The 25906-nt window shown below is 71.7% G+C and carries 27 protein-coding genes and 1 pseudogene; 13 read left to right on the top strand and 15 right to left on the bottom strand.

All coding sequences use genetic code 11. The features are described 5' to 3' along the window. Window positions 1–93 precede the first annotated feature (93 nt). Window positions 94–1017: an SDR family NAD(P)-dependent oxidoreductase gene (locus AB0O15_RS04150; protein ID WP_364313758.1), complete on the bottom strand. Its 924-nt coding sequence runs from the start codon at window positions 1015–1017 to the stop codon at window positions 94–96. A 142-nt stretch (window positions 1018–1159) separates the two neighbouring features. Between AB0O15_RS04150 and AB0O15_RS04145 the strand changes: the two genes are divergently transcribed. Next, window positions 1160–1768: a DUF4190 domain-containing protein gene (locus AB0O15_RS04145; protein WP_364313756.1), complete on the top strand. Its 609-nt coding sequence runs from the start codon at window positions 1160–1162 to the stop codon at window positions 1766–1768. A gap of 120 nt (window positions 1769–1888) precedes the next feature. Here AB0O15_RS04145 and AB0O15_RS04140 read toward each other — a convergent pair whose 3' ends face one another. Then, window positions 1889–2833: a DMT family transporter gene (locus AB0O15_RS04140; protein WP_364313754.1), complete on the bottom strand. Its 945-nt coding sequence runs from the start codon at window positions 2831–2833 to the stop codon at window positions 1889–1891. 124 nt (window positions 2834–2957) lie between these two features. Here AB0O15_RS04140 and AB0O15_RS04135 point away from each other — a divergent pair, with 124 nt between their 5' ends. After that, on the top strand, window positions 2958–3656 hold the full coding sequence (locus tag AB0O15_RS04135; protein WP_364313752.1) for an HAD family hydrolase: 699 nt from the start codon (window positions 2958–2960) through the stop codon (window positions 3654–3656). 65 nt (window positions 3657–3721) lie between these two features. Then, the gene (locus AB0O15_RS04130) at window positions 3722–4216 is read left to right on the top strand and encodes a hypothetical protein (RefSeq protein WP_364313749.1); all 495 of its coding nucleotides are present in this window, start codon (window positions 3722–3724) and stop codon (window positions 4214–4216) included. 154 nt (window positions 4217–4370) lie between these two features. On the opposite strand, the gene AB0O15_RS04125 is transcribed toward AB0O15_RS04130, so the two are convergent. Beyond that, a complete protein-coding gene (locus AB0O15_RS04125) occupies window positions 4371–5225 on the bottom strand; it encodes a PhzF family phenazine biosynthesis protein (RefSeq protein ID WP_364313746.1) in 855 nt (284 codons plus the stop codon). 36 nt (window positions 5226–5261) lie between these two features. Between AB0O15_RS04125 and AB0O15_RS04120 the strand changes: the two genes are divergently transcribed. The 3 genes from AB0O15_RS04120 to AB0O15_RS04110 are packed head-to-tail and all read left to right on the top strand — an operon-like array spanning window position 5262 to window position 8245. After that, the gene (locus AB0O15_RS04120) at window positions 5262–6539 is read left to right on the top strand and encodes a CBS domain-containing protein (protein ID WP_364313744.1); all 1278 of its coding nucleotides are present in this window, start codon (window positions 5262–5264) and stop codon (window positions 6537–6539) included. Further along, complete coding sequence (locus AB0O15_RS04115) at window positions 6536–7081, top strand: DUF1003 domain-containing protein (RefSeq protein WP_364313741.1); 546 nt, start codon at window positions 6536–6538, stop codon at window positions 7079–7081. The genes AB0O15_RS04120 and AB0O15_RS04115 overlap by 4 nt, the downstream gene beginning before the upstream one ends. A gap of 21 nt (window positions 7082–7102) precedes the next feature. Then, complete coding sequence (locus AB0O15_RS04110) at window positions 7103–8245, top strand: Mrp/NBP35 family ATP-binding protein (protein WP_364313739.1); 1143 nt, start codon at window positions 7103–7105, stop codon at window positions 8243–8245. Here AB0O15_RS04110 and AB0O15_RS04105 read toward each other — a convergent pair. Further along, window positions 8238–8633, bottom strand: a complete 396-nt coding sequence (locus tag AB0O15_RS04105) for a preprotein translocase subunit TatB (RefSeq protein ID WP_364313736.1) — start codon at window positions 8631–8633, stop codon at window positions 8238–8240. The two genes, AB0O15_RS04110 and AB0O15_RS04105, sit on opposite strands and share 8 nt — an antisense overlap. Before the next feature lie 56 nt (window positions 8634–8689). Then, window positions 8690–9940, bottom strand: coding sequence for a trypsin-like peptidase domain-containing protein (locus tag AB0O15_RS04100; protein ID WP_364313733.1), 1251 nt, complete (start codon window positions 9938–9940; stop codon window positions 8690–8692). A gap of 193 nt (window positions 9941–10133) precedes the next feature. Here AB0O15_RS04100 and AB0O15_RS04095 point away from each other — a divergent pair, with 193 nt between their 5' ends. After that, complete coding sequence (locus AB0O15_RS04095; RefSeq protein ID WP_364313730.1) at window positions 10134–10739, top strand: O-methyltransferase; 606 nt, start codon at window positions 10134–10136, stop codon at window positions 10737–10739. A gap of 29 nt (window positions 10740–10768) precedes the next feature. Here the strand turns inward: AB0O15_RS04095 and AB0O15_RS04090 are convergent, their stop codons facing one another. Together AB0O15_RS04090 and AB0O15_RS04085 are read right to left on the bottom strand one after the other, a co-directional pair. Next, window positions 10769–12097: a leucyl aminopeptidase family protein gene (locus tag AB0O15_RS04090; protein ID WP_364317029.1), complete on the bottom strand. Its 1329-nt coding sequence runs from the start codon at window positions 12095–12097 to the stop codon at window positions 10769–10771. A gap of 188 nt (window positions 12098–12285) precedes the next feature. After that, window positions 12286–12453: a DUF3117 domain-containing protein gene (locus AB0O15_RS04085; RefSeq protein WP_285683996.1), complete on the bottom strand. Its 168-nt coding sequence runs from the start codon at window positions 12451–12453 to the stop codon at window positions 12286–12288. A 259-nt stretch (window positions 12454–12712) separates the two neighbouring features. Here AB0O15_RS04085 and AB0O15_RS04080 point away from each other — a divergent pair, with 259 nt between their 5' ends. From AB0O15_RS04080 to AB0O15_RS04070, 3 genes are all read left to right on the top strand, one after another. Next, window positions 12713–13525 (top strand): PaaX family transcriptional regulator C-terminal domain-containing protein, encoded by an 813-nt coding sequence (locus AB0O15_RS04080; protein WP_364313727.1) that lies wholly within the window; start codon window positions 12713–12715, stop codon window positions 13523–13525. Beyond that, on the top strand, window positions 13522–14310 hold the full coding sequence (locus AB0O15_RS04075; RefSeq protein ID WP_364313725.1) for an enoyl-CoA hydratase-related protein: 789 nt from the start codon (window positions 13522–13524) through the stop codon (window positions 14308–14310). Before AB0O15_RS04080 ends, AB0O15_RS04075 begins: the two co-directional genes overlap by 4 nt. Window positions 14311–14393: 83 nt before the next feature. After that, complete coding sequence (locus tag AB0O15_RS04070; protein WP_364313723.1) at window positions 14394–15200, top strand: serine protease; 807 nt, start codon at window positions 14394–14396, stop codon at window positions 15198–15200. Window positions 15201–15244: 44 nt separating this feature from the next. On the opposite strand, the gene AB0O15_RS04065 is transcribed toward AB0O15_RS04070, so the two are convergent. The 5 genes and pseudogenes from AB0O15_RS04065 to ndhC form a co-directional block, all read right to left on the bottom strand. After that, complete coding sequence (locus tag AB0O15_RS04065; protein ID WP_364313721.1) at window positions 15245–15778, bottom strand: hypothetical protein; 534 nt, start codon at window positions 15776–15778, stop codon at window positions 15245–15247. Window positions 15779–15802: 24 nt separating this feature from the next. Then, window positions 15803–16384 (bottom strand): DNA-3-methyladenine glycosylase I, encoded by a 582-nt coding sequence (locus AB0O15_RS04060; protein WP_364313718.1) that lies wholly within the window; start codon window positions 16382–16384, stop codon window positions 15803–15805. A 35-nt stretch (window positions 16385–16419) separates the two neighbouring features. Then, the gene (locus AB0O15_RS04055; RefSeq protein WP_364313716.1) at window positions 16420–16896 is read right to left on the bottom strand and encodes an SRPBCC family protein; all 477 of its coding nucleotides are present in this window, start codon (window positions 16894–16896) and stop codon (window positions 16420–16422) included. Between the two features lie 86 nt (window positions 16897–16982). Next, window positions 16983–17354 (bottom strand): annotated as a pseudogene (locus AB0O15_RS04050) (DivIVA domain-containing protein); the annotation flags it as partial. 50 nt (window positions 17355–17404) lie between these two features. Further along, window positions 17405–17782, bottom strand: coding sequence for an NADH-quinone oxidoreductase subunit A (gene ndhC, locus AB0O15_RS04045; RefSeq protein WP_364317026.1), 378 nt, complete (start codon window positions 17780–17782; stop codon window positions 17405–17407). A gap of 176 nt (window positions 17783–17958) precedes the next feature. On the opposite strand from ndhC, the gene AB0O15_RS04040 reads away from it, so the two are divergent. Together AB0O15_RS04040 and AB0O15_RS04035 are read left to right on the top strand one after the other, a co-directional pair. Next, window positions 17959–19812 (top strand): 2-oxoacid:acceptor oxidoreductase subunit alpha, encoded by a 1854-nt coding sequence (locus AB0O15_RS04040; protein ID WP_364317023.1) that lies wholly within the window; start codon window positions 17959–17961, stop codon window positions 19810–19812. Then, window positions 19805–20836, top strand: coding sequence for a 2-oxoacid:ferredoxin oxidoreductase subunit beta (locus tag AB0O15_RS04035; protein WP_364313713.1), 1032 nt, complete (start codon window positions 19805–19807; stop codon window positions 20834–20836). The genes AB0O15_RS04040 and AB0O15_RS04035 overlap by 8 nt, the downstream gene beginning before the upstream one ends. Window positions 20837–20840: 4 nt before the next feature. On the opposite strand, the gene AB0O15_RS04030 is transcribed toward AB0O15_RS04035, so the two are convergent. Beyond that, window positions 20841–21857, bottom strand: a complete 1017-nt coding sequence (locus AB0O15_RS04030) for an NAD-binding protein (RefSeq protein ID WP_364313710.1) — start codon at window positions 21855–21857, stop codon at window positions 20841–20843. 212 nt (window positions 21858–22069) lie between these two features. On the opposite strand from AB0O15_RS04030, the gene AB0O15_RS04025 reads away from it, so the two are divergent. After that, window positions 22070–22579 carry a phospholipase gene (locus AB0O15_RS04025; RefSeq protein WP_364313707.1) on the top strand — a complete coding sequence of 170 codons (510 nt, stop codon included), beginning with the start codon at window positions 22070–22072 and terminating at the stop codon, window positions 22577–22579. Window positions 22580–22673: 94 nt separating this feature from the next. On the opposite strand, the gene AB0O15_RS04020 is transcribed toward AB0O15_RS04025, so the two are convergent. Both AB0O15_RS04020 and AB0O15_RS04015 read right to left on the bottom strand, forming a co-directional pair. Further along, a complete protein-coding gene (locus AB0O15_RS04020) occupies window positions 22674–25310 on the bottom strand; it encodes an adenylate/guanylate cyclase domain-containing protein (protein WP_364313704.1) in 2637 nt (878 codons plus the stop codon). 288 nt (window positions 25311–25598) lie between these two features. Beyond that, window positions 25599–25808 (bottom strand): zinc ribbon domain-containing protein, encoded by a 210-nt coding sequence (locus AB0O15_RS04015; RefSeq protein WP_364313702.1) that lies wholly within the window; start codon window positions 25806–25808, stop codon window positions 25599–25601. Window positions 25809–25906 lie beyond the last annotated feature (98 nt).

Here is a 25906-nt window from a genome sequence, read left to right as displayed (position 1 = left end):
GCCGTTGCCGCCGTCCGCCTCCAGCATCGGGCCCCGCTCTCAGCGGAACCCGGCCTCGCGGACGCCGTCGACCACCAGCATCGGGCCCCGCTCTCAGCGGAACTCGGCCTCGCGGACGCTGTTGCCGCCGTCGACCACCAGCATCTGGCCGGTGATGTAGGAGGCGGCGGGTGAGCAGAGGAAGGCGATCGCCGCGGCGACCTCGTCCGGGGTGCCCGGGCGGCCGATCGGTGTGCCCAAGCCCTGTTTGATCTCGGTGACCGTGGACGCGGCGGTGTAGATCGTGCCCGGCGCGACGCAGTTGACGTTCACGCCGTCGGCGACCAGCTCCATCGCCAGCGCCCGGGTCAGGCCCACCACACCGGCCTTCGCGGCGGCGTAGGCGGCCTCGGTCGGCAGCGCGTTCACCGCGCCGGCGGTGGCGGCCAGATTGACGATGCGGCCCCAGCCCTGCTCGGCCATGCCGCCCACGAAGGCGCGGCTGACCAGGAACGCGGTGCTCAGGTTGCGGTCGATCTCGGAACGCCACTCGTCGTAGGTGAGCTGCGCCACCGGCCGCAGCACCTCGGGGCTGGCCCGGCTGGCCAGGCCGGCGTTGTTCACCAGCACCTCGACGTCGCCCAGCGAGTCGGCGACCGCGTCGGCCAGCGCGCCGACCTCGGAATCGTCGGTCAGATCGGCGACGAAACCGGTGACGCCCAGCTCGGAGGCGCGCTCGTGGATGCGCCGGGTGGTCGACACGATCGCCACCCGGGCGCCCAGGTCGCGGAGGCGGCGCGCGGTGGCGTACCCGATGCCGTCCGGGCTGCCGGCGCCGGTGACCAGCGCGACCTTGCCGTCCAGGCGCAAGGTGACCGGCGCTTCCTCCGTGTCGTTGTCAGGCACGTCCACAGCCATCTCGGCCTCCGGCAAATCGGTGCTGCTCGCGTAGGTGGTGCGTGGCCGACGACCGGCCGCGGGGCGCGTGGTGTCGCGCCTCGGCGGGCTGCCACCGCGCGAACGGGCGTCGTCGACCATGCGGCGATCCTGCCCGGTCGGCCCGGTCGGGGCAAACATGGGGTCCGCGTGCCGTGTCGTCCGATCGCGCGAAACGGGGCCACCGCTGATGACAGCCCTGTCTATCCTTGCGGACAACCAGCGCGGCCGGACGGAGAACGCGATGACCTACCCCCCACCGCCGCCCAGCTCGGACGGGCAGTACCCGCCGCCCGACCCGGTCCAGCCCTACCAGCCGCCGCAGCCGTACTCGCCGGAAACGCCGGCGGCCTACCCGCAGTTGCCGTATGCGACGCCGGAACAGCAGTCGCCCTACGGGACGCCGAACCAGGCGGCCTACCCGCAGTTGCCCTACGCCACGCCGGAACAGCAGTCGCCCTACGGGGCGGCCTATCAGCCTCCGCCGTACACGCCCTATGCCTCGCCGCAGCCCTACGACTATGGGTACGGCAGTCCGTACAGCCAGGGCTACGGTCCGGCGTTGAAGCCGCCGGCCGAGGGGCTGGCGATCGCCTCGCTGGTCATCTCGTGCATCGCCGTGGCCGCGGTCTGCGCCTCGGGCGTGGGCGGCTTCCTCGGCGTCGTCGGCGCGATCATGGGCCACGTCGCCCAGCGCAGGATCCGCACCAACGGCCTGAGCGGCAACGGCATGGCCCTGGCCGGCGTGATCATCGGCTGGGTGGCCACCGCGCTGGCCCTCGCGACGGTGGCCCTCATCATCTTCGCGATCGTCAGCGACACGGGCAGCACCTCCCCCTACGACGACTTCTGACCCGCCCTTCGGCGCAGGGCCGGCCCACGCTGACAACGGCGCCGGCGGCTCAGCATGCCGGGGTCGATCGGTGTCTCGCCAAGGACGCCGAGCGCGGTGGGAGGCCCGGATTGTCGCGGGTCAAAGGATTGGGTCGGCGGTTTCGGTTAGCGAGGCTTTGGCCGGGCGGGGTTGGGTGGGGCGGCGGGAGCCGAGGATGACCACGGCTACGCCGGAGAGGATCAGGGCCAGGCCCGGGAGGGCGGCCGGTCTTGGGTGCTGGCCCAGCCACGACCAGGCCAGCAAGGCCGCGCCGGGGGTTTCCAGGAGGATCAGGACGCTCACCGTGGTGGCGGAGATGTGCTGCAAGGCGTAGTTGAACATGGAATGGCCCAGGAGCTGGGCGCCGGCCACGATGGCCAGGATGGCTAGCCAGGTGCTCACGGCGTACCCGTGCAGTGGGGCTCTGAGGGTGAGGCAGACGATCAGCAGGACCACCGCGCAGGTGCCGTAGCAGGCCCAGGTGTAGGTGGTGGTGCTGGTGCGGGCCCGGACGCGCTCGCCCAGCGCGGTGTAGACGGCGGCCGCCATGCCGCCGATCAGCGCGAGGATGTCGGCCAGGACGGCCTGGGTGGAGACCGTGAGGTCGGCGCCGGTGGCCCAGGCGGCGCCCGCGACGGCCAGGCCGATGCCGACCCACGCGGCGGCGGACGGGCGACGGCCCTGCGCGGCGGCGATCAGGCCCTGCCACACCGGCTGGGTCGCCACCAGGGCGGTCGCCGTCGCCACCGAGCCCAGCTGCACGCTCGGCATCCACGTCGCGAAATGCACGGCCAGGGCGACCCCGGCCAGCACGCACAACAGGCCGTCCCGCCGGCCGCCGCGGAGCAGGCCACGGAACTCGGCGCGGCGCGGACCCAGCGTGATCGGCGTGAGCGCGGCGGCGGAGAGCGCGTTGCGCCAGAAGGCGATGGCCAGGGCCGGCGCGGCCGCGAACGCGATCAGCGGCGCCGACGAAGAGACGGCGAGAACCGCGATCGCCAGCGCCGCTCCGGTGAGCAAAGCGCGGTTTGAACGCATATTCATCCCTCGGCGTCGCTTCTTGCATAGCTGCACGTCACAGTTTGTTGACCTCAGTTGAGCGGAAAGTGAAGGCCTGGTTACGCTCCCCTCCGCTCATATACATCGATGCCTTGGAGGCTGGTGCTCTGTGTCCGCATTACGTGCGGTCATCTTCGACTTCTTCGGCACGCTGACCCGCAGCGTCAGGCGCGGGCCTCAGCACGCCGAGATCGCCCGGGCTCTCGGCTGCGATCCGGAAGTCGTCCGCGGCGTCCTGGATCGCACGTTCCACTCCCGCGCGAAGGGCGCGTTCGGGTCCGCCGAGGCCACCCTACGATGGGTGTCCGAGCAGGCCGGCGGCCGCCCGCGGCCCGCCCAGCTCCGTGCCGCGGTGCCGGCCCGGGTCGACGCGCTCAAGGCCGATACGCAGCTGCGGCTCGACGCGGTGAGCGCTCTCATCGAGATCCGGGGGCGCGGCCTGGCCACCGCGTTGATCAGCGACTGCACCCACGAGCTGCCGGCCTTCCTGCCCAGCCTGCCGGTGGCCGGGCTGCTCGACGCCAGCGTCTTCTCGGTCGAGGTCGGCTTCTGCAAACCCGACCCCCGGATCTATCTGACGGCGTGCGAGAGGCTGGGGGTACGCCCGGAAGAATGCGTGTACGTCGGCGACGGCGGCAGCCACGAGCTGACCGGCGCCGAGGCGGTCGGCATGACCGCGGTCCGGCTGGCCGCGCCCGACTTGGCCGATCACCTGGTCTTCGGGCGGGACACCAGGTTCCGCGGGGCGGCGGTCGACTCGCTGACCGAGTTGCTCACCCTGATCGACCGCCGGCCGGTCCCGGTCTGAGCGAGGGGCGCGGGAGTGCACGGAGCAGGGACGGGAGAGGTGGCGCGGCGTGGGAGGATGGCGGCGTGGGTTCGGCTGTGCTTGACGAGGCGCTGAAGAAGGCCGCCATCGCCTGGGTCTCGGTGGATGGCGGGGCGGCGCGTGGGCTGTGGTGCGTGCCGCTGGACGGGTCGCTGATCATGGTCAGTGGGCCCGGCGAGCAGGCGGCGCCGGGGCTCGGCGAGGCGTCGCGGGTCAGCGTGCGGCTGCGCGGGGACACCGGCGGGCTGATCGTGCTGTGGGAGGCCGTCGTCGAGCGGCTCCAGCCCGGCACCGAGAAGTGGGACGCCGTCACCCCGCAGCTGGCCGCCAAGCGCCTGAACGCCTCGGGAACGGCCGACGCGCAGATCGCCCGCTGGGCCGAGGAGGGCTGCGCCGTGGTGCGGCTCACCCCGGCCGAGGAGACGCCCACGACCTCGCCCGACCTGCCCGACACCTCCGGCGCCGCCGTCGTGCGCGAGACGCCGGCCCGGGTCGAGACCAAACGCCCGTTCCGCCTGCACCGCGTCCGCCGCCGCTGACCAGCGAAAACACGCGCGGCCCGGTCGGGCAGGCAGGCCAGAACCGGCAGGCCAGGCCCGGTAGGCAGACAGGCGGGCCCGACAGGGCGGGGCGGGCTGAGCCGAGCAAGGCAGGCGGCCCGACCAGAAGAAGGTAAGCGCGGCGACGGTGAGGTCAGCCGATGAACGGCGGGACGGCGATCTCACCCTTGGCGATCGGGACCACGTGGCCGCGGACCGTCGCGGTCGTCACGGCCCCGGCGCCGGCCGTCACCGTGCAGCGCAGCAGGGACGGGCGGCCCATCTCCACACCCTGGTGGACCGTGTAGGCGCTGCTCCCGGTGGCCGGCAGCCAGCCCGACGCGGTCAGGTAGACGCCGAGTCCGAGGGCCGCCGAACCGGTCGCCGGGTCTTCGGGGACCGACACGCCGGGGCAGAAGACCCGCGCGTACGCCGTCGGGGACGACCACGCGAAGACGCTCAGCATCGGGACGTCGGGGTTCAGCGGCACCGTGGCCCGGGACAGGGCTTCCCGGCGTACCGGAAGGTAGGTGAACTCGAGCCCGCACCCGGCGCGACGTGGGGCCGGGCCCGCGTGATCGTCGGCCGACAGGCCGACCAGGGCCAGCAGCGGCGCGGCGTCGAGCGGATCGCCCAGCGTGGCCGGCCCGCCGGTCAGGCTCGCCTCGCCGGCCGCGGCCACGGTGATCGGCAGCAGGCCGGCGCCGCACTCCTGCACCACCTGCCCCTCGGGGAACAGGCCGCGGCGCACGCCGGTGACCGCCGCGCCGACGCTGGGGTGGCCGGCGAACGGGAGTTCCGACTCGGGCGTGAAGATGCGCGCCCGGTAGGTGGCCCCGGGCGTCGTCGCGGGCAGCAGGAACACCGTCTCGGAGAGGTTGAACTCCCTGGCCAGGGCCTGCATCTGATCGCCGGCGAGCGACGCGGCGCCGAAGACGACGGCGAGCGGGTTGCCGGCGAAGGGGCGGTCGGTGAAGACGTCGACGATCTCGTACGCCACGGTGGACATGCCCGGGACCCTAACCCAGCGCCTAGGCTGGAGCCCGTGACACTGGGGACGAGGGTTTATCTGGCGCGGCTGGCGGCGCTTCCCGTCTTCGATCCCAACGGCGACCGGGTCGGCCGGGTGCGCGATGCCGTGGTGCGGCTGCGGACCACGAACCGGCCGCCGCAGGTGGTGGGGCTGGTGGCCGAGATGGCGCTGCGCCGGCGGATCTTCCTGCCGATCGGGCGGGTCACGAGCATGGACGCCGAGGCGGTCGTGCTCTCCACCGGCATGCTCAACCTGCGCCGGTTCGAGAAGCGGCCGAACGAGCTGCTCGTCATCGAGGACCTGCTCGACCGGCGGGTCACGGTCGAGCCCGAGAAGACCGCGGGCAGCGTGGTCGACCTGGGCATGGAGCTGAACCGCAACAACGAGTACCTGATCACCCGGGTGGCGGTGCGCGAGCACACCGGGCGGCTGACCCGGCGCGGGCACGTGTTCCAGGCCGAGTACGACCGGGTGCGCGGACTGGTCGGCCCGACCGACACCCAGGGGTCGGCCAACCTGGTGGCGCTGCTCGAGCAGATGCGCCCGGCCGACATGGCGAACGCCTTGCAGGAGCTGCCGGACGCGCGGCGGGACGAGGTGGCGGCGGCGCTGAGCGACCGTACGCTCGCCGACGTGCTCGAGGAGCTGCCCGAGCACGACCAGGTCGAGATCCTGATCAAGCTGGATCGCGAACGGGCCGCGGACGTGCTGGAACGGATGGAGCCGGACGACGCCGCCGACCTGCTGGCCGAACTGCCGCAGGCCGAGCAGACGTTGCTGCTCGACCTGATGGAGCCGGACGAGGCGGCCCCGGTCCGGCAGCTGATGAACTACTCGCCGGGCACGGCGGGCTCGGTGATGACCTCCGAGCCGGTGATCATGACGCCGGACGCGACGGTGGCCGAGGCGCTGGCCCGGATCCGCGAGCCCGAGCTGCCGCCGGTGGTTGCCGCGCAGGTGTTCGTGGCGCGGGCGCCGAGCGCGACGCCGAGCGGGAAGTATCTGGGCATGGTCCACTTCCAGCGTCTGCTCCGGGAGCCGCCGGCCTCGCTGCTCGGCGGCCTGGTGATCAACGACATCGACCCGCTGCACCCGGACCACGACCTGAAGGACATCACCCGGCGGATGGCGACCTATGACATGGTGGCGATGCCGGTGGTGGACAACACCAACCGGCTGGTCGGCGCCGTGACCGTCGACGACGTTCTCGACCACTCGCTGCCGCGCGACTGGCGCGACCGTGACGCGGAAGAGGCCGGGCAGGGAATCCTCCCGGGAGCTGAGGCATGACCGAACCGCGCAAGGACCGGCTGGACCAGCCGGTCGAGCCGGGCCGGGTCCGCCTGCCCCGGTTCGACGCGGAGGCGTTCGGCCGCTGGTCGGAGAGCATCGCCCGGTACATGGGCACAGCCAACTTCATCGTGATCATGACGCTGGTCATCGCCGCCTGGTTCCTCTGGAACACACTGGCCCCGGCGGGCCTGCGCTTCGACCCGTACACCTTCACGTTCCTGACCCTGGTCCTGTCCTTGCAGGCCTCCTACGCGGCGCCGCTGATCCTGCTCGCGCAGAACCGGCAGACCGACCGGGACCGGCTGGGCATGGAGGAGGATCGGCGCCGGGCCGCGCAGCAGAAGGCCGACACCGAATACCTGGCCCGTGAGATCGCCTCGCTGCGAATCGCGCTGGGCGAGGTGGCGACCCGCGACTTCCTGCGGTCGGAGCTGGCCCGGCTGGCCGACGAACTGGACGAGGCGGCGATGCGGCGGTCGAAGCTGGACCGGAAGGAGTGGGACGAGGACCGCAAGGAGTGGGACGCCGACCACACCTGACGCCGACGTAAGCTCAAAACCATGTCTGCACCCGCCCCCACCGTCGAGGAAGCGATCCAGGCCGCCCTGGCCACCGTCGACGATCCCGAGATCCGCCGGCCGATCACCGAGCTCGGCATGGTCAAGGGATTCACCGTCGCGGACGCGCTGGTCAAGGTCGAGCTGCTGCTCACCGTGGCCGGCTGCCCGCTGCGGGACAAGCTGACCAACGACATCACCGCCGCGCTCACCACGATCCCCGGGATCACCACCGTCAGCATCGACTTCGGCGTGATGAGCGAGGAACAGCGCAAGTCGCTGCAGCAGCAGCTGCGCGGTGGCGGCGCCGCCGAACCGGTCATCCCGTTCGCCCAGCCCGGTTCCCGGACCAGGGTGTACGCGGTGGCCAGCGGCAAGGGCGGCGTCGGCAAGTCGAGCGTCACCGTCAACCTGGCCGCCGCCCTGGCCAAACGGGGCCTGTCGGTGGGCGTGGTCGACGCGGACATCTACGGCCACTCGGTGCCGCGGATGCTCGGCGTGGAGGGCCGGCCGACCCGGGTGGAAGACATGATCATGCCGCCGCAGTCGCACGGCGTGAAGGTGATCTCGATCGGCATGTTCACCGCGGGCAACGCCGCCGTGGTGTGGCGCGGGCCGATGCTGCACCGCGCGCTCCAGCAGTTCCTGGCCGACGTCTACTGGGGCGACCTCGACGTCCTGCTGCTCGACCTGCCGCCGGGCACCGGCGATGTAGCGATCTCGCTGGCCCAGCTGCTGCCCAACGCCGAGATCCTGGTGGTGACCACCCCACAGACGGCCGCGGCCGAGGTGGCCGAGCGGGCCGGGGCGATCGCCATGCAGACCCACCAGCGCCTGGTCGGCGTGGTCGAGAACATGTCGTGGCTCGAGCTGCCGGACGGCTCGCGGATGGAGGTCTTCGGCGCGGGCGGTGGCCAGACCGTGGCCGACTCGCTGACCCGGACGGTCGGCGCCTCGGTGCCGTTGCTGGGCCAGGTGCCGCTGGACACCCGGGTGCGGGAGGCGGGCGACGCCGGCCGGCCGATCGTGCTGGAGGCGCCGGACTCGCCCGCGGCTCAGGCCCTGGACGCGGTGGCCGACAAGCTCGCCCTGCGGCGCGAGTCGCTGGTCGGCAAGCCGCTCGGCCTGAGCGTGACGACTAGGTAGCGTCGACGTCGAAGGAACGGCGCGCCGGCGGCTTGGGAGCTGCCGGCGCGGGGGTGGCGGGCGCCTTGTTGATGTCGGCCGCGTTCTTCACGTCGTTGAGATCCGACTTCACGTCTTCGAAGAGGCCCTGCAGCGGCTTACGCAGGTTCTGCTCGTCTTCCTCGCTGAGCAGGTGCTTGCGGATGAACGCCTTCGGGTGCAGGTCTTGCAGCTGGATGTCGGTGCCCAGCTCGCGGCTCAGGTCACTGGTCGCGTTCTGAGCCATCGCCCGCAGGCCGCGCAGCATCTTCAGGCCGTCACCCAGCACCTTGGGCAGCCGTTCCCCGAAGATCAGCAACGCCAGCATCAGCAGCGCGCCGATCTCCCACCAGTTCAGGTTCTCGAACACCGGGCCTCCCCAGAACGATCCCGCGCGCCAGCCTAACCACGAAAGCTGTGCGTCGGCTATTTCGCGTCTGCGGCCAACGTCACCGAAGCCGTTTCGGCCTTGCCGCCGCGGCGGAACTCCACCGCGACCGTGGCGCCCGGCGCGTACTTGCGGACCAGGGCGATCAGGTCGGTGCCGTCTTCCAGCACGTGCCCGTCGAGCTTGGTGACCACGTCGCCCGCCTTGAGGCCGGCGGCCGCCGCGGGACCGGCCGCGTTCACCGTGCGCAGCCGGGCGCCCACGCCGCCGGAGCCGGTGCCGCTCGCGTTGCCGGTGTTGACCTCGGCGCCGATCACCGTACGCCGGGCCTTGCCGGTGTCGATGATGTCTTCGGCGACCCGGCGGGCCTGGTTGATCGGGATGGCGAAGGCGAGACCGATGTTGCCGGCCTCGGTGTCGGTGGCGCCGACCGAGCGGATCACCGAGTTCACGCCGATCACCCGGCCGGCCCCGTCGACCAGCGGGCCGCCGGAGTTGCCCTGGTTGACCGCGGCGTCGGTCTGGATCGCCGCGTAGTAGCGCGTCGTGCCGCCCGGCTCGCCGGCCTGGATGGTGCGGTCGAGGGCGCTGACGATGCCCGAGGTGACGGTGTTGGCCAGGGCCAGCGGGGAGCCGAAGGCGAGGACCGGGTCGCCGACCGCGATCTCGTCGGAGTTGCCGAACTTGATCGGCGGCAGGCCGGACTTGTCGACCTTGATGACCGCGATGTCCGACTCGGGGTCGCGGCCGACCAGGCTCGCGGTGGCGGTCGAGCCGTCCGAGAAGGCGACCGACATGGCGCCGCTGCCGCCGCCCTCGACGACGTGGTCGTTGGTGATCACGTAACCGTCGGCCGAGACCACGAAGCCGGAGCCGATCGCGCCGGTGACCCGCACGGTGACCACGCTGGGCGCGACCTCCTTGGCCACCCCGGCCAGGGACTCGGGGGCGCGCTGGGCGGCGCCGGGCGCGGCCTGTTGCGGAGCGCCGAGGGTGGTGCCGCCGCCGACGCCGGAGCGGGTGGCGAACACGTACCCCAGGGTGCCGCCCAGGCCGCCCGCGAGCAGCGCGGTGACCAGGCAGATCATCAGGGTCGGCCCGAGGCCACGACGCGGGGCGTCGGGATCGGGGACCTTTTCCGGCGCGGGTCCGGTGCTGACCGGAGCGCTGGGGATCACCACGGCCGACGGAGCGTACGGGTCCCGCCAAGGATCATGCCTGGCGTCACCGTTCCACCACGGTGATGAGCCGTCGGTCACGTCGATGCCTCCACTCGTTCCGGGAGCCATCCCGGCGCCCCCACGCTCCAGGATGACACGGATCGGCCGGACCGTTCAGCCATCGACGGCCCGGTGCGCGCTCCGCGGACATCACTTCTACTCTCTTACCCGATGTGCGCCGGTCCCGGGTCGCACATCCCGCACCAAGGGGGTCCCCATCGTCAGCGCAGCGCGTTCGTCCGATTTGCCGGATCAGAGCCGGATGTTCGCCGAGGCCTATGCCGCCGAGGACGTCGTCCTGCAGACCGCCCGCGCCCTGGCCGCGGAGCTCGCCCTCGACCCGGTCTCGCCGGGCGCGGGCTCGGTGTTGCGCCTGCTGGCGGCCGCGGGGAGCGCCAAGGCGGTGGTGGAGATCGGCACGGGTACGGGCGTGAGCGGCACCTGGCTCCTCCGGGGTATGCGCGCCGACGGCGTGCTGACCACCATCGACGTGGAGAACGAGCACCAGCGCATCGCCCGCCGCATCTTCGTCGAGGCCGGTTTCACCCCGTCGCGGACCAGGATCATCGCCGGCCGGGCCCTGGACGTGCTCCCCCGGCTGGCCGACGGCGTCTACGACCTGGTCTTCGTCGACTCCGACCCGGCCGAGTTCAGCTCGTGCGCGGAGGCGGCGCTGCGGCTGCTCCGCCCCGGCGGCACGCTGATCATCAACGGGGCGCACGCCGGTGGCCGGATCTCCGACCCGTCGGCCCGGGACGCGGTGACGGTCACCATCCGCGACCTGCTCAAGACGATGCGCGAGGCCGAGGAGTGGATCCCGGCCGTGCTGCCGGTCGGGGCCGGCCTGCTGACCGCGGTGCGCCGTTAGGCCGGATTTTGAAAGGGGTCCCAGAGCCGTCAGGACAGCGCGGCCAGGTAGCGGACCAGGGTGCGGACGCCCCAGCCGGTGGCGCCCTTGACCAGGTCGCCCGACGTGCGGTCGGACCAGGACGGCGCCGACATGTCGAAGTGGGCCCAGTTGGCGGCCTTGTCGCCGAGGAACTCGCGCAGGTAGAGCGCGGCGACCACCGAGCCGGCGCCCTGGGCCGGGGAGCTGTGCCGGTCGGCGATGTCCGAGCGGAGGTACTCGACGTAGTCGTCGGGCAGCGGCAGCCGCCACATGCCCTCGCCGGCCGCTGAGCCCGCCGCCACCAGCGCCGCCGCCAGATCATCGTCGTGGGTGTACATCGCGGCCAGGCCCTTGCCCAGGGCGACCGCGTTGGCGCCGGTCAGGGTGGCCAGGTCGATCACCACGTCGGGGTCGAGCCGGCTCACCGCGTAACCCAGCGCGTCGGCCAGGACCAGCCGGCCCTCGGCGTCCGAGTTGGTGGTCTCGCTGGTCGTGCCGTCGTAGTGGGTGATCACGTCGCCGGGCCGGTAGGCGTTGTCACCGACCGCGTTCTCGGCCAGCGGGGCCAGCGTGGTCACGCGGACCGGAAGATTCAGGTCGGCCGCGGCCAGCGTGGCCGCGATCACCGAGGCCGCGCCGCCCATGTCCTTCTTCATCAGCTTCATGCCGTCGCGGGTCTTGATCGAGATGCCGCCGGTGTCGAAGGTGATGCCCTTGCCGACCAGCACCACGTGGCGGGTCGCGCCGGCCGGCGCCCAGCGCAGCTCGACCAGCCGGGGCGGGGTGGCCGACGCGCCGCCGACCGCCAGGATGCCGCCGAAGCCCTCCTCGGCCAGCTGCTCGGGCTCGCGGACGATCACCTCGAGGCCGGGCCGGGTCGCGGCCGCGGCCACCACCTGACCGGCGAACCAGGCCGGGTTCTTGGTCGACGAGGGCATGTTGGTGAGGTCGCGGGCCAGCCAGACCGCCTCGGCCACGGCGCGGGCGGCGGCGATCGCGTCGGCGTACCCGTCATCGGTCGTGACCAGGTCGACCGCCGCGGTCCGCGGGCCGGTCGGCGCCTCGCGGAACCGGTAGCCGGCGAACCACGCGCCCTCGGCCAGGTCGCGCACCTGCTCGGCGGTGGCGCCGTCGGGCACGACGATCTGGATCTCCTCGTCGCCCGGCACGGCGCCGACGGCCGCCGCGCCCGCCGCGCGGTAGTCACCGTCGCCGAGACCGGCCAGGATCACCTTCGCCGGCGTACGCAGCGGCCGCGGCAGCACCTCGATCCGGCCGGCCGCGCCCGGATCGTCGGCGATCCGGCACCAGGCCGCGACCTCGTCGTCGCCGCCCAGCGGTGTGCCCGCCGCGTCCACCAGGACCACCCGCGTCGGTTGTCCCGCGTCGCTTGCCAACCTGATGGCGAACAAAGCCGCCGCCTCCCCTTACCGACATGGAAGCCCGGCCGGCGGGGGAAAGCCCGCCGATCCGGACACGGAAAGCCCGCCGATGCGCCAGACGCATCGGCGGGCTCGCGTTCTTATCAGCCGACGATCGACTTCAACGCGTCACCGAGGGCATTGGCCTCGTCCGGAGTCATCTCAACGACGAGACGGCCACCGCCCTCCAGCGGGACGCGCATGACGATGCCCCGCCCTTCCTTGGTGACCTCCAGCGGACCGTCGCCCGTCCGCGGCTTCATCGCCGCCATCTTGTCTCCCCTCAGACCTACATCAGGGTCGGTGGGTTGCCCCACAGCCACTACTCAACGCCATGTGCTCAGCCCCACATGACGCCGTTATTTCGTTCTCCGACCGGCGGCCGTGCAGACCCGTCGCGTGCCACCGCGACCCTGGCCCACCGTGCCGATCAAACATTTTCCCTGATGAACACCGGCGAACCCAAACCCAGCCCGGGCGGATGTGACAGCGTCTAGCATATCGCCTTTGCGACTGTCACAATGTGCGCTCATGCGGGCGCGGCCGGCACTCTTCGAGGTCTACGGCGATTACCTGCGTCCCCGCGGCGGTCGCGCACCGGTCTCGGCGCTGGTCAAACTGCTCGCTCCGCTCGACATCGCGGCCCCGGCGGTGCGTACCGCCGTCTCCCGGATGGTCCGCCAGGGCTGGTTGCGCCCGCTGCGGCTGGCCTCCGGACCAGGCTATTCGCTGACGCCGCAGGCGGCGCGCAGACTCGATGAGACGTCGGCGCGGATCGCGCGGAGCGGCCGGTCCGGGTGGGACGGCCGGTTCGACCTGATTCTTCCGTACGCACCGGTCGGTCGCGCCGAGGCGACCCGGCTGACCGCCCTGGGGTACGGCCGGCTGAGCGAACACGCCTGGGTCGCCCCGCGCCCGGCCGACGAGGCGCTGGCCCTCCTGGAGGCCGCTCAGGTCCGGTACGAGCGGTTCAGCGCCGGGCACCCGGCCGGCACCAGCGGCGCCGCCGACGTGGTCCGCCGTGCCTGGGACCTGGCCGGCATCGGCCGCGCCTACGAGGACTTCGTCGCCGAACAGCGCCCGATCGTCGGCGCGATCAACGCGCGCAGCAGCGACGAGGAGGCGTACACCGCCCGCGTCGGCCTGGTCCACCACTGGCGCCGCTCCCTGGCCCGCGACCCGCAGCTGCCCACGGCCCTGCTCCCGCCACGCTGGCCGGGCGTCGGCGCGGCCGGCTTCGTCGACCGGCACGCCACCCGGCTCCGGCCCGCCGCGGAGCGCTACGTCGAGCGATGCCTCGGGGGGATCAGTAGAGGCGCTCGTGTGGGATTCTCTGAGTCATGACCGACTCCCTTCTCGTCGACCGCACCGACGCCGTCGTCACGCTCACCCTGAACCGGCCGGCCTCGATGAACTCGCTCGACGTGGACCTGAAGGAGGCGCTGCGGGACACGCTGGCCCAGCTGGAGACCGACCGGTCCTGCCGGGCGATCGTGCTGGCCGGCGCGGGGCGGGCCTTCTGCGTCGGGCAAGACCTGCGTGAGCACGCCGAGCTGCTGAAGCAGGGTCACACCGAGATCGACACGGTCCGCAAGCACTACAACCCGATCGCCCAGCGGCTGGCGAACATGCCCAAGCCGGTCGTGGCCGCGATCCGGGGTTCGGCGGCCGGTGCGGGCGCCGGCATCAGCCTGCTCTGCGACTTCCGGATCGGCGGGCCGTCCACCTCGATCCTGATGGCGTTCGCCAATGTCGGCCTGGCCGGGGACACCGGCGTGTCGTGGTCGCTGCCGCGCATCGTCGGGCATGCCCGGGCCCTGGAACTGCTGCTGCTGGCCGAGCCGGTGCGCGCCGAGGCGGCGTACCAGATGGGTCTGCTCTCCCGCCTCGTCGAGGACGACGAGCAGGTGCTGACGGCGGCGCAGGAGCTCGGCGCCCGGCTGGCCGCGGGACCCACGGTGGCCTACGGCGCGATCAAGCGGGAGCTGTCCATCGGGGACGCCGGGACGCTCTCCGACGCGCTCGCGGCCGAGGCCCAGGCCCAGGCGATCTGTGGCGGCACCGACGACCACCAGAACGCCGTCACGTCCTTCCTGTCAAAGGCGAAGCCGACCTTCAGCGGCAGGTGATATGACCCGCCTGAGATGGCCATATCCACCTGAATGAATGTTTAGGTTCTCCCATCGACTACTCGTTGATGTGGAGGAACCGGATGGCAAGGTGGCGCAATCTTCTGGCCGTGGCGGCGGCCGCGGTCACGGCGGCGACGATGTTCTCCTCACCGGCCGCGGCGGCGCCGCCGGACCCGGGTGGCGGCGTGGTCACCCCTCAGGTCGTCGGCGGCACCCGCGCGGCGCAGGGTGAGTTCCCGTTCATGGTGCGGTTGTCGATGGGCTGCGGCGGCGCGCTCTACAGCCCGAGGCTGGTCCTCACCGCGGCGCACTGCGTCGGGGCGACCGGCGCGAACACCAGCATCACGGCCACCCTCGGCGTGGTCGACCTGCAGAACACGTCGGGCCGCATCCAGGTCCGCTCGAACTACGTCTACCGGGCGCCCGGCTACAACGGCAACGGCAAGGACTGGGCGCTGATCCGGCTGGCCAGCCCGGTCACCACCCTGCCCACGCTGAAGATCGCGACCACCTCGGCGTACGACACCGGCACGTTCACCATCGCCGGCTGGGGCTCGGCCAGCGAGGGCGGCGCCCAGCAGCGCTACCTGCTCAAGGCCACCGTGCCGTTCGTCAGCGACACGACCTGCAACTCCCGCACGATGTACAACGGCTCGGTCATCGCGACCGACGAGATCTGCGCCGGGTACACCCAGGGCGGCGTGGACACCTGCCAGGGCGACTCCGGCGGGCCGATGTTCCGCCGCGACTCCGCCAACGCCTGGATCCAGGTCGGCATCGTCAGCTGGGGCGAGGGCTGTGCCCGCCCGAACAAGCCGGGCGTCTACTCGCAGGTGAGCTACTTCGCCGCGAACATCGCCTCGGCGGCCGGCTCACTGGGCGGCTGACCGGACCGATCGAGAAACGGCCCCCGCCGCGGCGGGGGCCGTTTTCAGTCGTCGTCCTCGTCTTCCTCTTCCGGGTCTTGATTCGCCTCGACGCCGAGGACGAAGGCCTGCATGGCCAGGTCGTCGCCGGAGGGCCAGACGAACGCCGGCAGCTCGGCCGGACCGAGCTCGGCCACGTAGGTCCAGAACTGGCGCACCGCCTCGGCCGGGGTGGCCGCCTCGATCGGCATGGCCACGCTGACCAGCCACGGTGTGCGGGCGACGGGCCGGCCGATGCGGGTCGCGACGCGGTCGAACGACTCGGCGTCGAGGGCCGTGACCGATTCGGTGAGCTTGAGGTCGTCGGCCGGCACCGGCTCGTCGAAGGCGCGGCGGGTGTAGCTGATCTCGCCGGGCGCGGTGAACCGGCCCAGCGCGACCGCGTGGTGTTGATCGTCGTCGCCGGTGAGGAGGATCGCCTCGTCACCCGGGGAGGCGCCGGCCGCAGGGCCGGCGGCGTCAACGGGCAGGATGTCTCGCTCGTACAACCTCTCGGTCGCCCACCGGTCTGCCGGAATGATCACCGCCCACTGCGCCATGCGCACCATCGAACCACGCGCTCGTCAGGGCGCCGCCGGTGGGACGCAGCACCCGGCGATGTGGTCGTCGACCATGCCGGTGGCCTGCATCAACGCGTATGCCGTGGTGGGTCCGACGAACTTGAAACCACGCTTCTTGAGCGCCTTGGCCATCGCGGTGGACTCGGGCGTCAGGGCCGGCACCTCGGCGCGGGAGGCCGGGCGCGGACGCGGTGGCGGCGCGAACGACCAGACGAACGCGGCCAGCCCCTCGTCGAGGTCGGCGGCCACCCGGGCGTTGTGCAGGGCGGCGTCGACCTTCATCCGGTTACGCACGATGCCGGTGTCGGCCATCAGCCGGGTGGCGTCGGCCTCGCCGAACGCCGCCACCTTGCCGATCTCGAAACCGGCGAAGGCCGCGCGGAAGGCCGGCCGCTTGCGCAGGATGGTGATCCAGGCCAGGCCGGACTGGAACGCCTCGAGGGTCATCCGCTCGAAGAGCCCGTCGTCGGTGCGCACCGGGCGGCCCCACTCGGTGTCGTGATAAGCCACGTAGTCGGGGGTGCTCACACCCCAGAAGCAGCGCAGGCGCCCGTCCTCGCCGGCCACCAGACCCGTCTCCGTCATGTCGACAACCGTAGGGCCGGGGTACGACAGAACGGTCAGGCGCCGAGCCGGCCCTGCTCGACCATCCGCCCGAAGCGGCGCAGCGCCCCGGTGAAGCCGATCTTCGACCCGGGCCACAGCACCGGCCAGGCGAGCTTCCCGGCCGTGCCGCCGGGCAGGTGGAACCACTCGTGCATGACCATCTGGGTGCGGTTGCCGGTCATCGGCGTACACCTCATCGAGCCCGGGCCCCGCAGCACCTTGCCCTCGTGCACGACCCGCACCTCGTACGGCCGATCGACCCGGACCACCCGGAGCTCGTCCCGCAGCACCGCGGGGCCGAGCGCGGTGACCGCCTCGACCAGGCTGCCCTCGAGCCCGTCGCCCTCGACCACCCGCACCTTGGTGAACGGGATCCACTCGGACTGGCTGGGCCAGTCGATGAAGGCGTTGAACACCCGTTCCACCGGCGCGTTCACGATGACCGTGGCGGTGATCTCACCCGAGCCGGGCTGGGCGGCGTCGTCGCTCACGCGTTCTCCTCGGCGGTCCTGGCGTCCTGCAGGACGTCGGCCGGCCGGTCGGGTGGCGGCACGTCGGCCGCGGGGAGGGTGGCCGGCGCCGCGGGCGGGGCGATGGCCGCCTCACGGGCCCGGCGCAGCGTGTCGGCGTCGGCCAGGCGCCCCTCGCGCAGTGCGGTCACCTCGGCCTCGAGGACGCTGATCAGCTCGCCCTTGTAGCCGATGTCGTACGCCGCCCGCTGCAGCGCCTGGTCGACCTGCGCCATCCGGTAACCGCGGAACGCGGTGTCGAACCGGGTGCCCACCACGTCCTCCTCGCCCAGCGGACGGTCGCCGGGCAGCGGCAACGCCCGGCCGTCCGGCTCGGTCGGGGTCAGCCCCGAGTCGCCACCGCCGATCATCACGGTCACACCGAAGATGATCGCGGCGACCACCAGCGCCACGACCAGGAAGAGCAGAACCTGACCCATGGATCAGATCGTGGCACGACGGACGCCGGGCCGCGAATGCGCCACCCCTCTCACGTCCAGGACAGGATGCGCTTGCGCCACGCGTAGAGGATGCCCAGCGCCAGCACGGCCACGAAGATGCCCATCTCGGCCACCGTGACCAGGCCGAACCCGGGCCGGTCGAAGACCACCGCCCAGGGGAACAGGAACACCGCCTCGACGGCGAAAAGGACATAAAGGTACGCGTACACGTAATAGCGAATCTGGGCCTGAGCCCAGTCGCCACCGACCGGATCCATGCCACTTTCGTAGGCGATTCGCTTGCCGGACGGCTCGGCCGGCGAGGACGGGCTCAGCAGCCGGTTGGCCCCGAACGCGCCGACGAACACCAGCACCCCAGCGAGAAGGACGAGGCCGAGTGTGGCGTACGTACCCAGGTAGCCCTGCACGTCTGTCAGCCTAGCCATCCGTCTGCCGAGACACGATTGGGACACCGTGCCGCGCCTGGCTACTGTGGTCAACGGTCTTTGATCGGACAGGCTCCTCGACCAACGGTGGTAAGGACTGGCGACGTAGGCTGGAACTGACGCACGGGAGGGTGACGAAAGTGGCCGAGGTCGATGGGATTTCGCATCCCACGAAACTGGTCGAGCAGCTGGACCGCGTGGTCATCCGGTTCGCCGGCGACTCCGGCGACGGCATGCAGCTCACCGGGGACCGATTCACGTCCGAGACCGCACAGCTGGGCAACGACATCTCCACGTTGCCGAACTTCCCCGCCGAGATCCGCGCACCGGCCGGGACGCTGCCCGGGGTCTCCAGTTTCCAGGTGCACTTCGCCGACTACGACATCCTGACCCCCGGCGACGCGCCCAACGTGCTGGTCGCGATGAACCCGGCCGCGCTCAAGGCCAACCTCTCCGACCTGCCGTCCGGCGCCGACATCATCGTCAACACCGACGAGTTCACCAAGCGCAACCTGGCCAAGGTGGGCTACGCGGTGAGCCCGCTCGAAGACGGCTCGCTGTCCGGCTACGTCCTGCACCCGGTCGCGCTGACCTCGATGACGATCGGGGCGCTGGCCGACCTCAACATCGCCAAGAAGGACGCCGAGCGGGCCAAGAACATGTTCGCCCTCGGCCTGCTGAGCTGGATGTACTCGCGGCCGTTCGAGTCCACGCTGCGGTTCCTGGAGCGCAAGTTCGCCAAGCGGCCCGACCTCGTGGCGGCCAACAAGGCGGCGTTCCAGGCCGGCTGGAACTTCGGCGAGACGACCGAGGACTTCTCGGTGCGGTACGAGGTGAAGCCGGCCAAGATGCGCCCGGGCACCTACCGGAACATCACCGGCAACGCCGCCCTGGCACTCGGGCTGGTGGCCGCGAGCGTGCGGGCCAAGCTCCCGATGTTCCTGGGCGCCTACCCGATCACCCCGGCCTCCGACATCCTGCACGAGCTGTCCAAGCACAAGCGGTTCGGCATCACCACGATGCAGGCGGAAGACGAGATCGCGGCGATCGGCGCGGCGCTGGGCGCGTCGTACGGCGGCGCGATCGGCGTGACCACCACCTCGGGCCCGGGTGTGGCGCTCAAGGGCGAGACCATCTCGCTGGCCATCGCGCTGGAACTGCCGCTGGTCATCGTCGACGTGCAACGGGCCGGCCCGTCCACCGGCATGCCGACCAAGACCGAGCAGGCCGACCTCAACATGGCCCTGTACGGCCGGCACGGCGAGGCGCCGCTCGCGGTAATCGCGCCCAAGTCGCCGTCCGACTGCTTCCACGCGGCGCTCGAGGCGGTCCGCATCGCGTTGACCTACCGCACCCCGGTCATCCTGCTCAGCGACAACTACGTGGCGAACGGGTCCGAGCCGTGGCTGCTGCCCGAGATCGGCGAGCTGCCCGATCTCACCGTCGACTTCGCCCGCGAGCCGAACGCCGACGACGGGCGCTTCCTGCCCTACCTGCGCGACCCCGAGACGCTGGCCCGGCCGTGGGCGATCCCGGGCACGCCCGGCCTGCAACACCGCATCGGTGGCCTGGAGAAGGCCGACAAGACCGGCGACATCTCGTACGACCCGGCCAACCACGAGTTCATGGTGCGGATCCGGGCCGAGCGGATCGAGTCGATCCCGGTGCCGGACGTCGAGGTGGAAGACCCGGACGACGACTCCCGGGTGCTGGTGCTGGGCTGGGGCTCGACGTACGGTCCGATCGGCGCCGCCTGCCGGGCGCTGCGCCAGCGTGGCCTGCCGATCGCCCAGGCCCACCTGCGCCACCTGAACCCGATGCCGGCCAACCTCGGCGAGGTGCTCAAGGCGTACGACAAGGTGGTGATCCCCGAGATGAACCTGGGTCAGCTGGCCCACGTCATCCGCGCGAGATACCTCGTCGACGCGATTCCCTTCAACCAGGTCAGCGGTCTTCCCTTCACGGCCGCGACGCTGGAGAACATGCTCGAGGACGTGGTCAAGAATGGTTAGCACCTCCATCCCGTTGACGCCGGTGAAGTTGACCGCGAAGGACTTCAAGTCCGACCAGGAGGTCCGCTGGTGCCCCGGCTGCGGTGACTACGCCATCCTGGCCGCGGTCCAGCAGTTCATGCCCGAGCTGGGCATCGCCCGGGAGAACACCGTCTTCGTGTCCGGGATCGGCTGCTCGTCGCGCTTCCCGTACTACATGAACACGTACGGTCTGCACTCGATCCACGGGCGCGCGCCGGCGATCGCGACCGGTCTGTCGGCGTCCCGCCCCGACCTGTCGGTCTGGGTCGTCACCGGCGACGGCGACGCGCTGTCGATCGGCGGCAACCACCTGATCCACGCCCTGCGCCGCAACGTCAACCTGAAGATCCTGCTGTTCAACAACCGGATCTACGGTCTGACCAAGGGGCAGTACTCGCCGACGTCGGAGATCGGGAAGATCACCAAGTCGACGCCGTCCGGGTCGGCCGACTCGCCGTTCAATCCACTGTCGCTGGCGCTGGGCGCCGAGGCGACCTTCGTGGCCCGCACCATCGACTCGGACCGCAAGCACCTCCAGTCGGTGCTGCGCGCGGCGGCCGAGCACGAGGGTTCGGCGTTCGTGGAGATCTACCAGAACTGCAACATCTTCAACGACAACGCGTTCGAGCTGATCAAGGACCCGGGCACCCGTGACGACCACCTGATCCGCCTGGAGCAGGGCCAGCCGATCACGTTCGGGCCCGAGGGCCGCTTCTCCGTCGTGCACCCCGAGGGCAGCTTCGGGCTCCAGGTGCAGGAAGGCGGCGACGCGATCGTCCACGACCCGACCGTCGACGACCCGGCCTACGCGTTCGCGCTCAGCCGGCTCTCCGGCTCCGACCTGAACACCACGCCGATCGGGGTGTTCCGTTCGGTGCGGCGGCCGTCCTACGACGAGATCGTGCAGAAGCAGTTGCTCGACGCCCGGTCGCAGGCCACCGGCACCCCCGAGGGCATGCTCTCCGAGCTGCTGACCTCGGGCGACACCTGGACAATCCTCTAGAACGTCAGATGGAGAGGCCGGCGACGGACGCGTTCTCGTCGCGGATGTAGACGAGCATGTCGCCGGTCTCGATCGTCATCGGATCGGGCCCGCCCAGCGGCACCACCTTGCCGCGGCGGATCAGCGCCACCACCAGGGTGTCCAGCTGGCGCGGGTTGCGACCGACCTCGGCCCGCTCGGCCGACCGCATCGCCAGCGCCATGCCCTGACCCGGGGTGAGCAGGTCTTCCACCACGTCGATGAGCGGCGGCGCGGTGGTGGTCAGGCCCAGCAGCCGGCCCGCGGTCGCGGAGCTGACGATCACGTGGTGGGCGCCGCTCTGCTTGAGCAGGGCGGCGTTCTCCTGCTCGCGGACCGAGGCGATGATCCGCACCTGACCTGCGGTGAGCTGGCGGACGGTCAACGTGATCAGCACCGACGCCTCGTCGCTGTCGGTCGCGATGATCACCGCCTTGCAGTTCTGCACGTCCGCCTGCTTGAGCACCGACGAGCGGGTGGCGTTGCCCTCGATGATGGCCAGACCGTTGGCCGTGGCCTGCCGGATCGCCTCGGGACGGGTCTCGACCAGCACGATGCGCCGCTTGTCGTAGCCGGTCTCGAGCAGCGCGCTGACCGCGGCGGCGCCCTTGGTGCCGTACCCGCAGATGATGATGTGGTCCTTCAACTTGTGCCTCCAGCGCGCGACACGCAGGCCCTTGCGGTACTGCTCGGTCAGGACCTCGAGGGTCGTGCCGACCAGGATGATCAGGAAGAGGACGCGGGCCGGCGTGATGAACAGGACGTTGATGAGCCGCGCGTGCGGGGTGGCCGGCGTGATGTCGCCGTACCCGGTCGTGGAGAGCGACACGACCGCGTAGTAGAAGCAGTCGAGCAGGGTCAGGCCGTCCTCGTTGACGTCCCGGTAGCCGTCCCGGCCGGTGTAGACGATCGCCACGGTGACCAGCACCAGGCCGACCGCAATGGCCAGCCGCGAGGTGAGAGCCCGCAGTGGTCCTTGGCGGACCAGCGGTAAGTGGATCATCGGGCGCCTCTGTGCACGTGCTCACGATAGCCGCCAGGGCGAGGCCCGTTGGACCAGGACAGCACAAGACACGCAGTGACGGAACACCCATCAATCAGTTACTTCATCGTTCGAACAAAAGAAATCGACCGGCTTGTACATCGCAAGCTCCGGATCGAAGACTGGCCTTCCTCGGCCCTCACGAGGGGCCCGTTGTTGCTGGAAGGTCGACGATGACTCGTTACATCCGCCGTACGCTCGTGGTCCTCACCGCCGTGCTCGCCGTGCTCGCGCCGAGCGTCGCCGCCCAGGCCGCCGCCAGCAAGGCCGACGTCATCAGGAGCTGGACCCAGACGTCCGCCTCGAGCTACAACGCCTGGAACGCGGCACGCCTGAACCACGGCCCGTGGGCGTCCTACAACTTCGACTGGTCCACCGACTCGTGCTCGAGCAGCCCCGACAACCCGCTCGGCTTCCACTTCGACCTCTCCTGCCGGCGCCACGACTTCGGGTACCGCAACTACAAGGCCATCGGCGCCTTCGACGCCAACAAGGCGCGGGTCGACTCGGCGTTCCACGCCGACCTCCAGCGCGTCTGCGACACCTACAACAGGCTGCTCCAGCCGCCGTGCGACGCCCTGGCCTGGATCTACTACCAGGCCGTGAAGAACTTCGGGTCGCTCGCCGCGGTCAAGCAGGCCGACATCGACCACGCGCGCGAGCTGATGCCGGCCGTTCACTGAACGGACCGGCCGGATGCGGGGTCGCCGGATCGGCGGCCCCGCGTCACCGCAGGGGCGGAGTCATCGCAGGGTCGGAGTCATCGCAGGGTCGGAGTCATCGCAGGGTCGGGGCGAATCGGACCGAGCCGTACTCCAGATCGGGGTGCTCGACCGCCAGCGCGGCCGCGATGATCCGGTCGAAGCCCTGATCGGCCCCGTTCGCATAGGCCGCGTCGAACGCCGCGTCGCCGATCGCGCCACGGGACTTGGCCTGCTGCTCGGCCCAGAACGCCCCGAACATCTCGGTCCGGCGCACCCCGCGCACACCCTCCGAGCCGCCGAACAGCATCGCCGCCGTGGTGTGGTCGCCACCCATCGCACAGCGCACGGCCAGCGCGGCGACGGCGTCCGCGGTGCCGCCCCGGAACCCGTGCCGCAGCCGCGACCGCAGCGCCACCACCACGTGATCGTGGGCCGCCACCAGGTCGCCGCGGCGCAGGGCGATCAGACCCAGAAGCCAGTCGACGGTACGCCGTCCGCGATCCGACGGGCGGCCGGCCTCGGCCTGGCGCGCGCCGCCGAGCAGCTCCGCCGCCTCGTCGAGCGCGTCCCTCCGCCACAGCAGCTCGGCCAGCGCCACCACGGTCGGCAGGGCGGCGGCCGGGACACCGGTTCGCTCGGCGCGCGCGATCACGTCGCGGCAGACCCGCTCGGCCTCGGCCGCGCCCAACCCGATCCGGCGACCGGCCAGCGCCCGCACGAGCAGGCCCGGGTGATCGGCGCGGCGGGCGACATCCTCGGCCCGGTCCAGGAAACGGACCCGCTCGTCCCGGTCGTCGGCCAGGCCGGCGTGCACCAGATAGGCCGACGCCAGCTCGGCCGGGGCGATGTGCCGGCCGCCCAGCCGGCCGTACAACCGGTAGAGCAGGTCGCGGCCCTCCCGGGCGCCGCCGTGCTCACGCCACCACGGGTCCAGGGCGCCGGCCAGCCGCAGACCGGCCCGCACGCTGCCCTCGGCGGCGGACCAGCGCAGGGCCGCCTGCCACTCGTCCACGTAGGGCGCGCCCTCGGCCAGCGACACGGTGCGCGGCTGGCCGTCGGTGTCCACCGCGACACCGTCCAGGGTGTGCAGTGCCCAGGCGGTGTGCCGGTTGCGGGCGGCCGACTCGTCACCGGCGGCGGCCAGCTTGCGGGTGGCGTACCCCCGGATGGTCCGGGAAAGCCGGTAGCGCGACCCCGGCAGAACCTCGATCAGAGACTTGTCGGCCAGCTCGGTCAGCCCGGCCAGCGCGTCGTCGCCGCACCACTCCACGGCGGACAGATTCACCGGGCCGGCGAAGACGGCAAGCCGCCGCAGCAGTCCCGAGGCGCCGTCGCCGAGCGTCCGGTACGACCAGTCCAGGCTGGCGGTCAGGCTCCGGTGCCGCTGGTCCGGGTCGCCCGGGTCGCCCGCCCGCATGGTGTCGAGCGCCCACGCCGGATCGTCCAGGCGACCGGCCAGCTCGGCCGCGGTCAGCAGGCGCAGCCGGGTCGCGGCCAGCTCCAGGGCCAGCGGGGAACCGTCCAGGCCGGACGCCACCCGGGCCAGGTCACCGGACTCGTCCCGGGTGATCGGACGGCCGCCACGGGCCGCCGTGGTGCGGGTGCTCAGCAGCGCGTACGCGTCGGCCGGAGCCATCGGCGGCACCCGCCACACCAGCTCGCCGTGCACGTCGAGCGGCTCCCGGCCGGCGGCCAGCACGTCCACCTCGGGGCATTCGGCGATCAGCCGGCGAACCACCGAGGCCACCGTCCGGGGCGCGGCGTCGACCGTGTCGATCAGCAGCAGCAACCGTCGTTCGGCGCAGGCCTCGAGCACCGTGTCCAGCAGCGGGCGGCCGGGTTCGCGGCGCAGGCTCAGGGCGCGGGCGATCGCGCCGGGCAGGCCGGTCGGGCCGGTCGCGCTCGCCGCGTCCACGATCCAGACCCCGTCCGGGTACGCGATCAGCAGCTCGGCCGCGGCCGCCAGCGCCAGCCGGGTCTTGCCGATGCCACCGGGACCGGCCACGGTGACCAGCCGGTGCCGGGCGACCAGCGCGGTCAGCTCGTCCCGCTCGGGCCGCCGCCCCACGAGCGGGGTCAGCGCGGCCGGCAGGTTGTTCGTCGGGGCGCCCGGGGTGCGGGGCCTCGGGAACTCGCGGTCGAGCCCGTTCGCGACGAGCTGGAACAGCCGCTCGGCGTCGTCGAAGCCACGGAGCTTGTGCGGGCCCAGGTCGAGCAGGTCGACCCCGGTCATCGCCGCCTTGACCGCGGCGCCGCCTCGTTCGGCGGGCCAGGTGGTGACGGCCATCGCGGTCGCCTCCGAGCAGAGCACTTGGCTGCCGTGCGCGGCCGAGGCCACCCGGGCGGCCCGGTGCACCTCGGCGCTGACGTACTCGCCGTTGGCCGGCAGGGCCCAGCCGGTGTGCAGGCCCATCCGGACCCGGGGCTGAGCCTCCGGGGTCGGCCAGGCATGTGCGGCGAGTGCACGCTGCGCAGCGACGCACGCGGCCACGGCGGCCGGCGCCTCGTCGAAGGCGACGAAAAAGGAGTCACCCTCAGTGAAGAGCTCGTAGCCGCCAAAGTTACTCAGCGCAGCGCGAAGCACACTCCTGTGTGCGCCGAGCACGGCTGCATACGACTCACCGAGCATCTGGGCCAGACGCGTCGAGCCCTCGATGTCGGTGAACATAAAGGTCACCAGCCCACTCGGCAGCTCGGTCCGACCCGACACGGTAAGAACCTCCGCCCCTAGGGAAGTCGCGTTTCATGCTGCCGCACAGTTATGGGGTAGCACATCGTAGAAACGGTCGGTAACCATCTTCCCGTCACGGCCGACCCTGGACGGGCGACGCGCGCGGGTCATCGACGATTACTCACAGCACTACGCGTGACGTAACGAAGCGGTTCACGTCCAGTTGCGCCGGCAAGTGGATCGATCTCACCGGCTGTTCGGACGGCCCCTCAGGGAGTAACGCGCCTCAACACCATTACTGACGGACAGCCGGGGCGTCGGCCGCGATCAGCAGCCGCAGGCGCCGCCACAACAGCCGCCACCGGCGGACGGCGCGGGCGCCCCGGCGCCGCCCTTGCCCAGGGCGACTGTGGACAGAAGCTTGACAGTGTCGGCGTGGCCCTGAGGGCAGGACGCGGGGGCGGTGGCCTCGGCCATCGGGCGGCTGACCTCGAAGGTGTCACCGCAGGCCCGGCAGCGGTAGTCATAACGCGGCATGACGGTCAGGGTAGGCCGCCGGTGCGACAAACGCGGTCCCGTGCGGGTCGCGTTCGCCGGGTAGTGTCGTGGCCGTGGCGGAGCGGCACGAGAAACCA

The sequence above is a fragment of the Actinoplanes sp. NPDC089786 genome (assembly GCF_040684855.1).
GTDB lineage: Bacteria > Actinomycetota > Actinomycetes > Mycobacteriales > Micromonosporaceae > Actinoplanes.
Note: the sequence above shows the minus strand (reverse complement) of the source record. Positions and strands in the feature narration are given on the sequence as shown.

Excerpts from the sequence above, each read along its gene's own strand:
- AB0O15_RS04150 (WP_364313758.1), bottom strand. The coding sequence starts at position 1,017 with ATGGTCGACGACGCCCGTTCGCGCGGTGGCAGCCCGCCGAGGCGCGAC.
- AB0O15_RS04145 (WP_364313756.1), top strand. The coding sequence starts at position 1,160 with ATGACCTACCCCCCACCGCCGCCCAGCTCGGACGGGCAGTACCCGCCG.
- AB0O15_RS04140 (WP_364313754.1), bottom strand. The coding sequence starts at position 2,833 with ATGAATATGCGTTCAAACCGCGCTTTGCTCACCGGAGCGGCGCTGGCG.
- AB0O15_RS04125 (WP_364313746.1), bottom strand. The coding sequence starts at position 5,225 with ATGTCCACCGTGGCGTACGAGATCGTCGACGTCTTCACCGACCGCCCC.
- AB0O15_RS04115 (WP_364313741.1), top strand. The coding sequence starts at position 6,536 with ATGACCGAACCGCGCAAGGACCGGCTGGACCAGCCGGTCGAGCCGGGC.
- AB0O15_RS04110 (WP_364313739.1), top strand. The coding sequence starts at position 7,103 with ATGTCTGCACCCGCCCCCACCGTCGAGGAAGCGATCCAGGCCGCCCTG.
- AB0O15_RS04100 (WP_364313733.1), bottom strand. The coding sequence starts at position 9,940 with ATGGCTCCCGGAACGAGTGGAGGCATCGACGTGACCGACGGCTCATCA.
- AB0O15_RS04095 (WP_364313730.1), top strand. The coding sequence starts at position 10,134 with ATGTTCGCCGAGGCCTATGCCGCCGAGGACGTCGTCCTGCAGACCGCC.
- AB0O15_RS04085 (WP_285683996.1), bottom strand. The coding sequence starts at position 12,453 with ATGGCGGCGATGAAGCCGCGGACGGGCGACGGTCCGCTGGAGGTCACC.
- AB0O15_RS04080 (WP_364313727.1), top strand. The coding sequence starts at position 12,713 with ATGCGGGCGCGGCCGGCACTCTTCGAGGTCTACGGCGATTACCTGCGT.
- AB0O15_RS04075 (WP_364313725.1), top strand. The coding sequence starts at position 13,522 with ATGACCGACTCCCTTCTCGTCGACCGCACCGACGCCGTCGTCACGCTC.
- AB0O15_RS04070 (WP_364313723.1), top strand. The coding sequence starts at position 14,394 with ATGGCAAGGTGGCGCAATCTTCTGGCCGTGGCGGCGGCCGCGGTCACG.
- AB0O15_RS04065 (WP_364313721.1), bottom strand. The coding sequence starts at position 15,778 with ATGGCGCAGTGGGCGGTGATCATTCCGGCAGACCGGTGGGCGACCGAG.
- AB0O15_RS04060 (WP_364313718.1), bottom strand. The coding sequence starts at position 16,384 with ATGACGGAGACGGGTCTGGTGGCCGGCGAGGACGGGCGCCTGCGCTGC.
- AB0O15_RS04035 (WP_364313713.1), top strand. The coding sequence starts at position 19,805 with ATGGTTAGCACCTCCATCCCGTTGACGCCGGTGAAGTTGACCGCGAAG.
- AB0O15_RS04030 (WP_364313710.1), bottom strand. The coding sequence starts at position 21,857 with ATGATCCACTTACCGCTGGTCCGCCAAGGACCACTGCGGGCTCTCACC.
- AB0O15_RS04025 (WP_364313707.1), top strand. The coding sequence starts at position 22,070 with ATGACTCGTTACATCCGCCGTACGCTCGTGGTCCTCACCGCCGTGCTC.
- AB0O15_RS04015 (WP_364313702.1), bottom strand. The coding sequence starts at position 25,808 with ATGCCGCGTTATGACTACCGCTGCCGGGCCTGCGGTGACACCTTCGAG.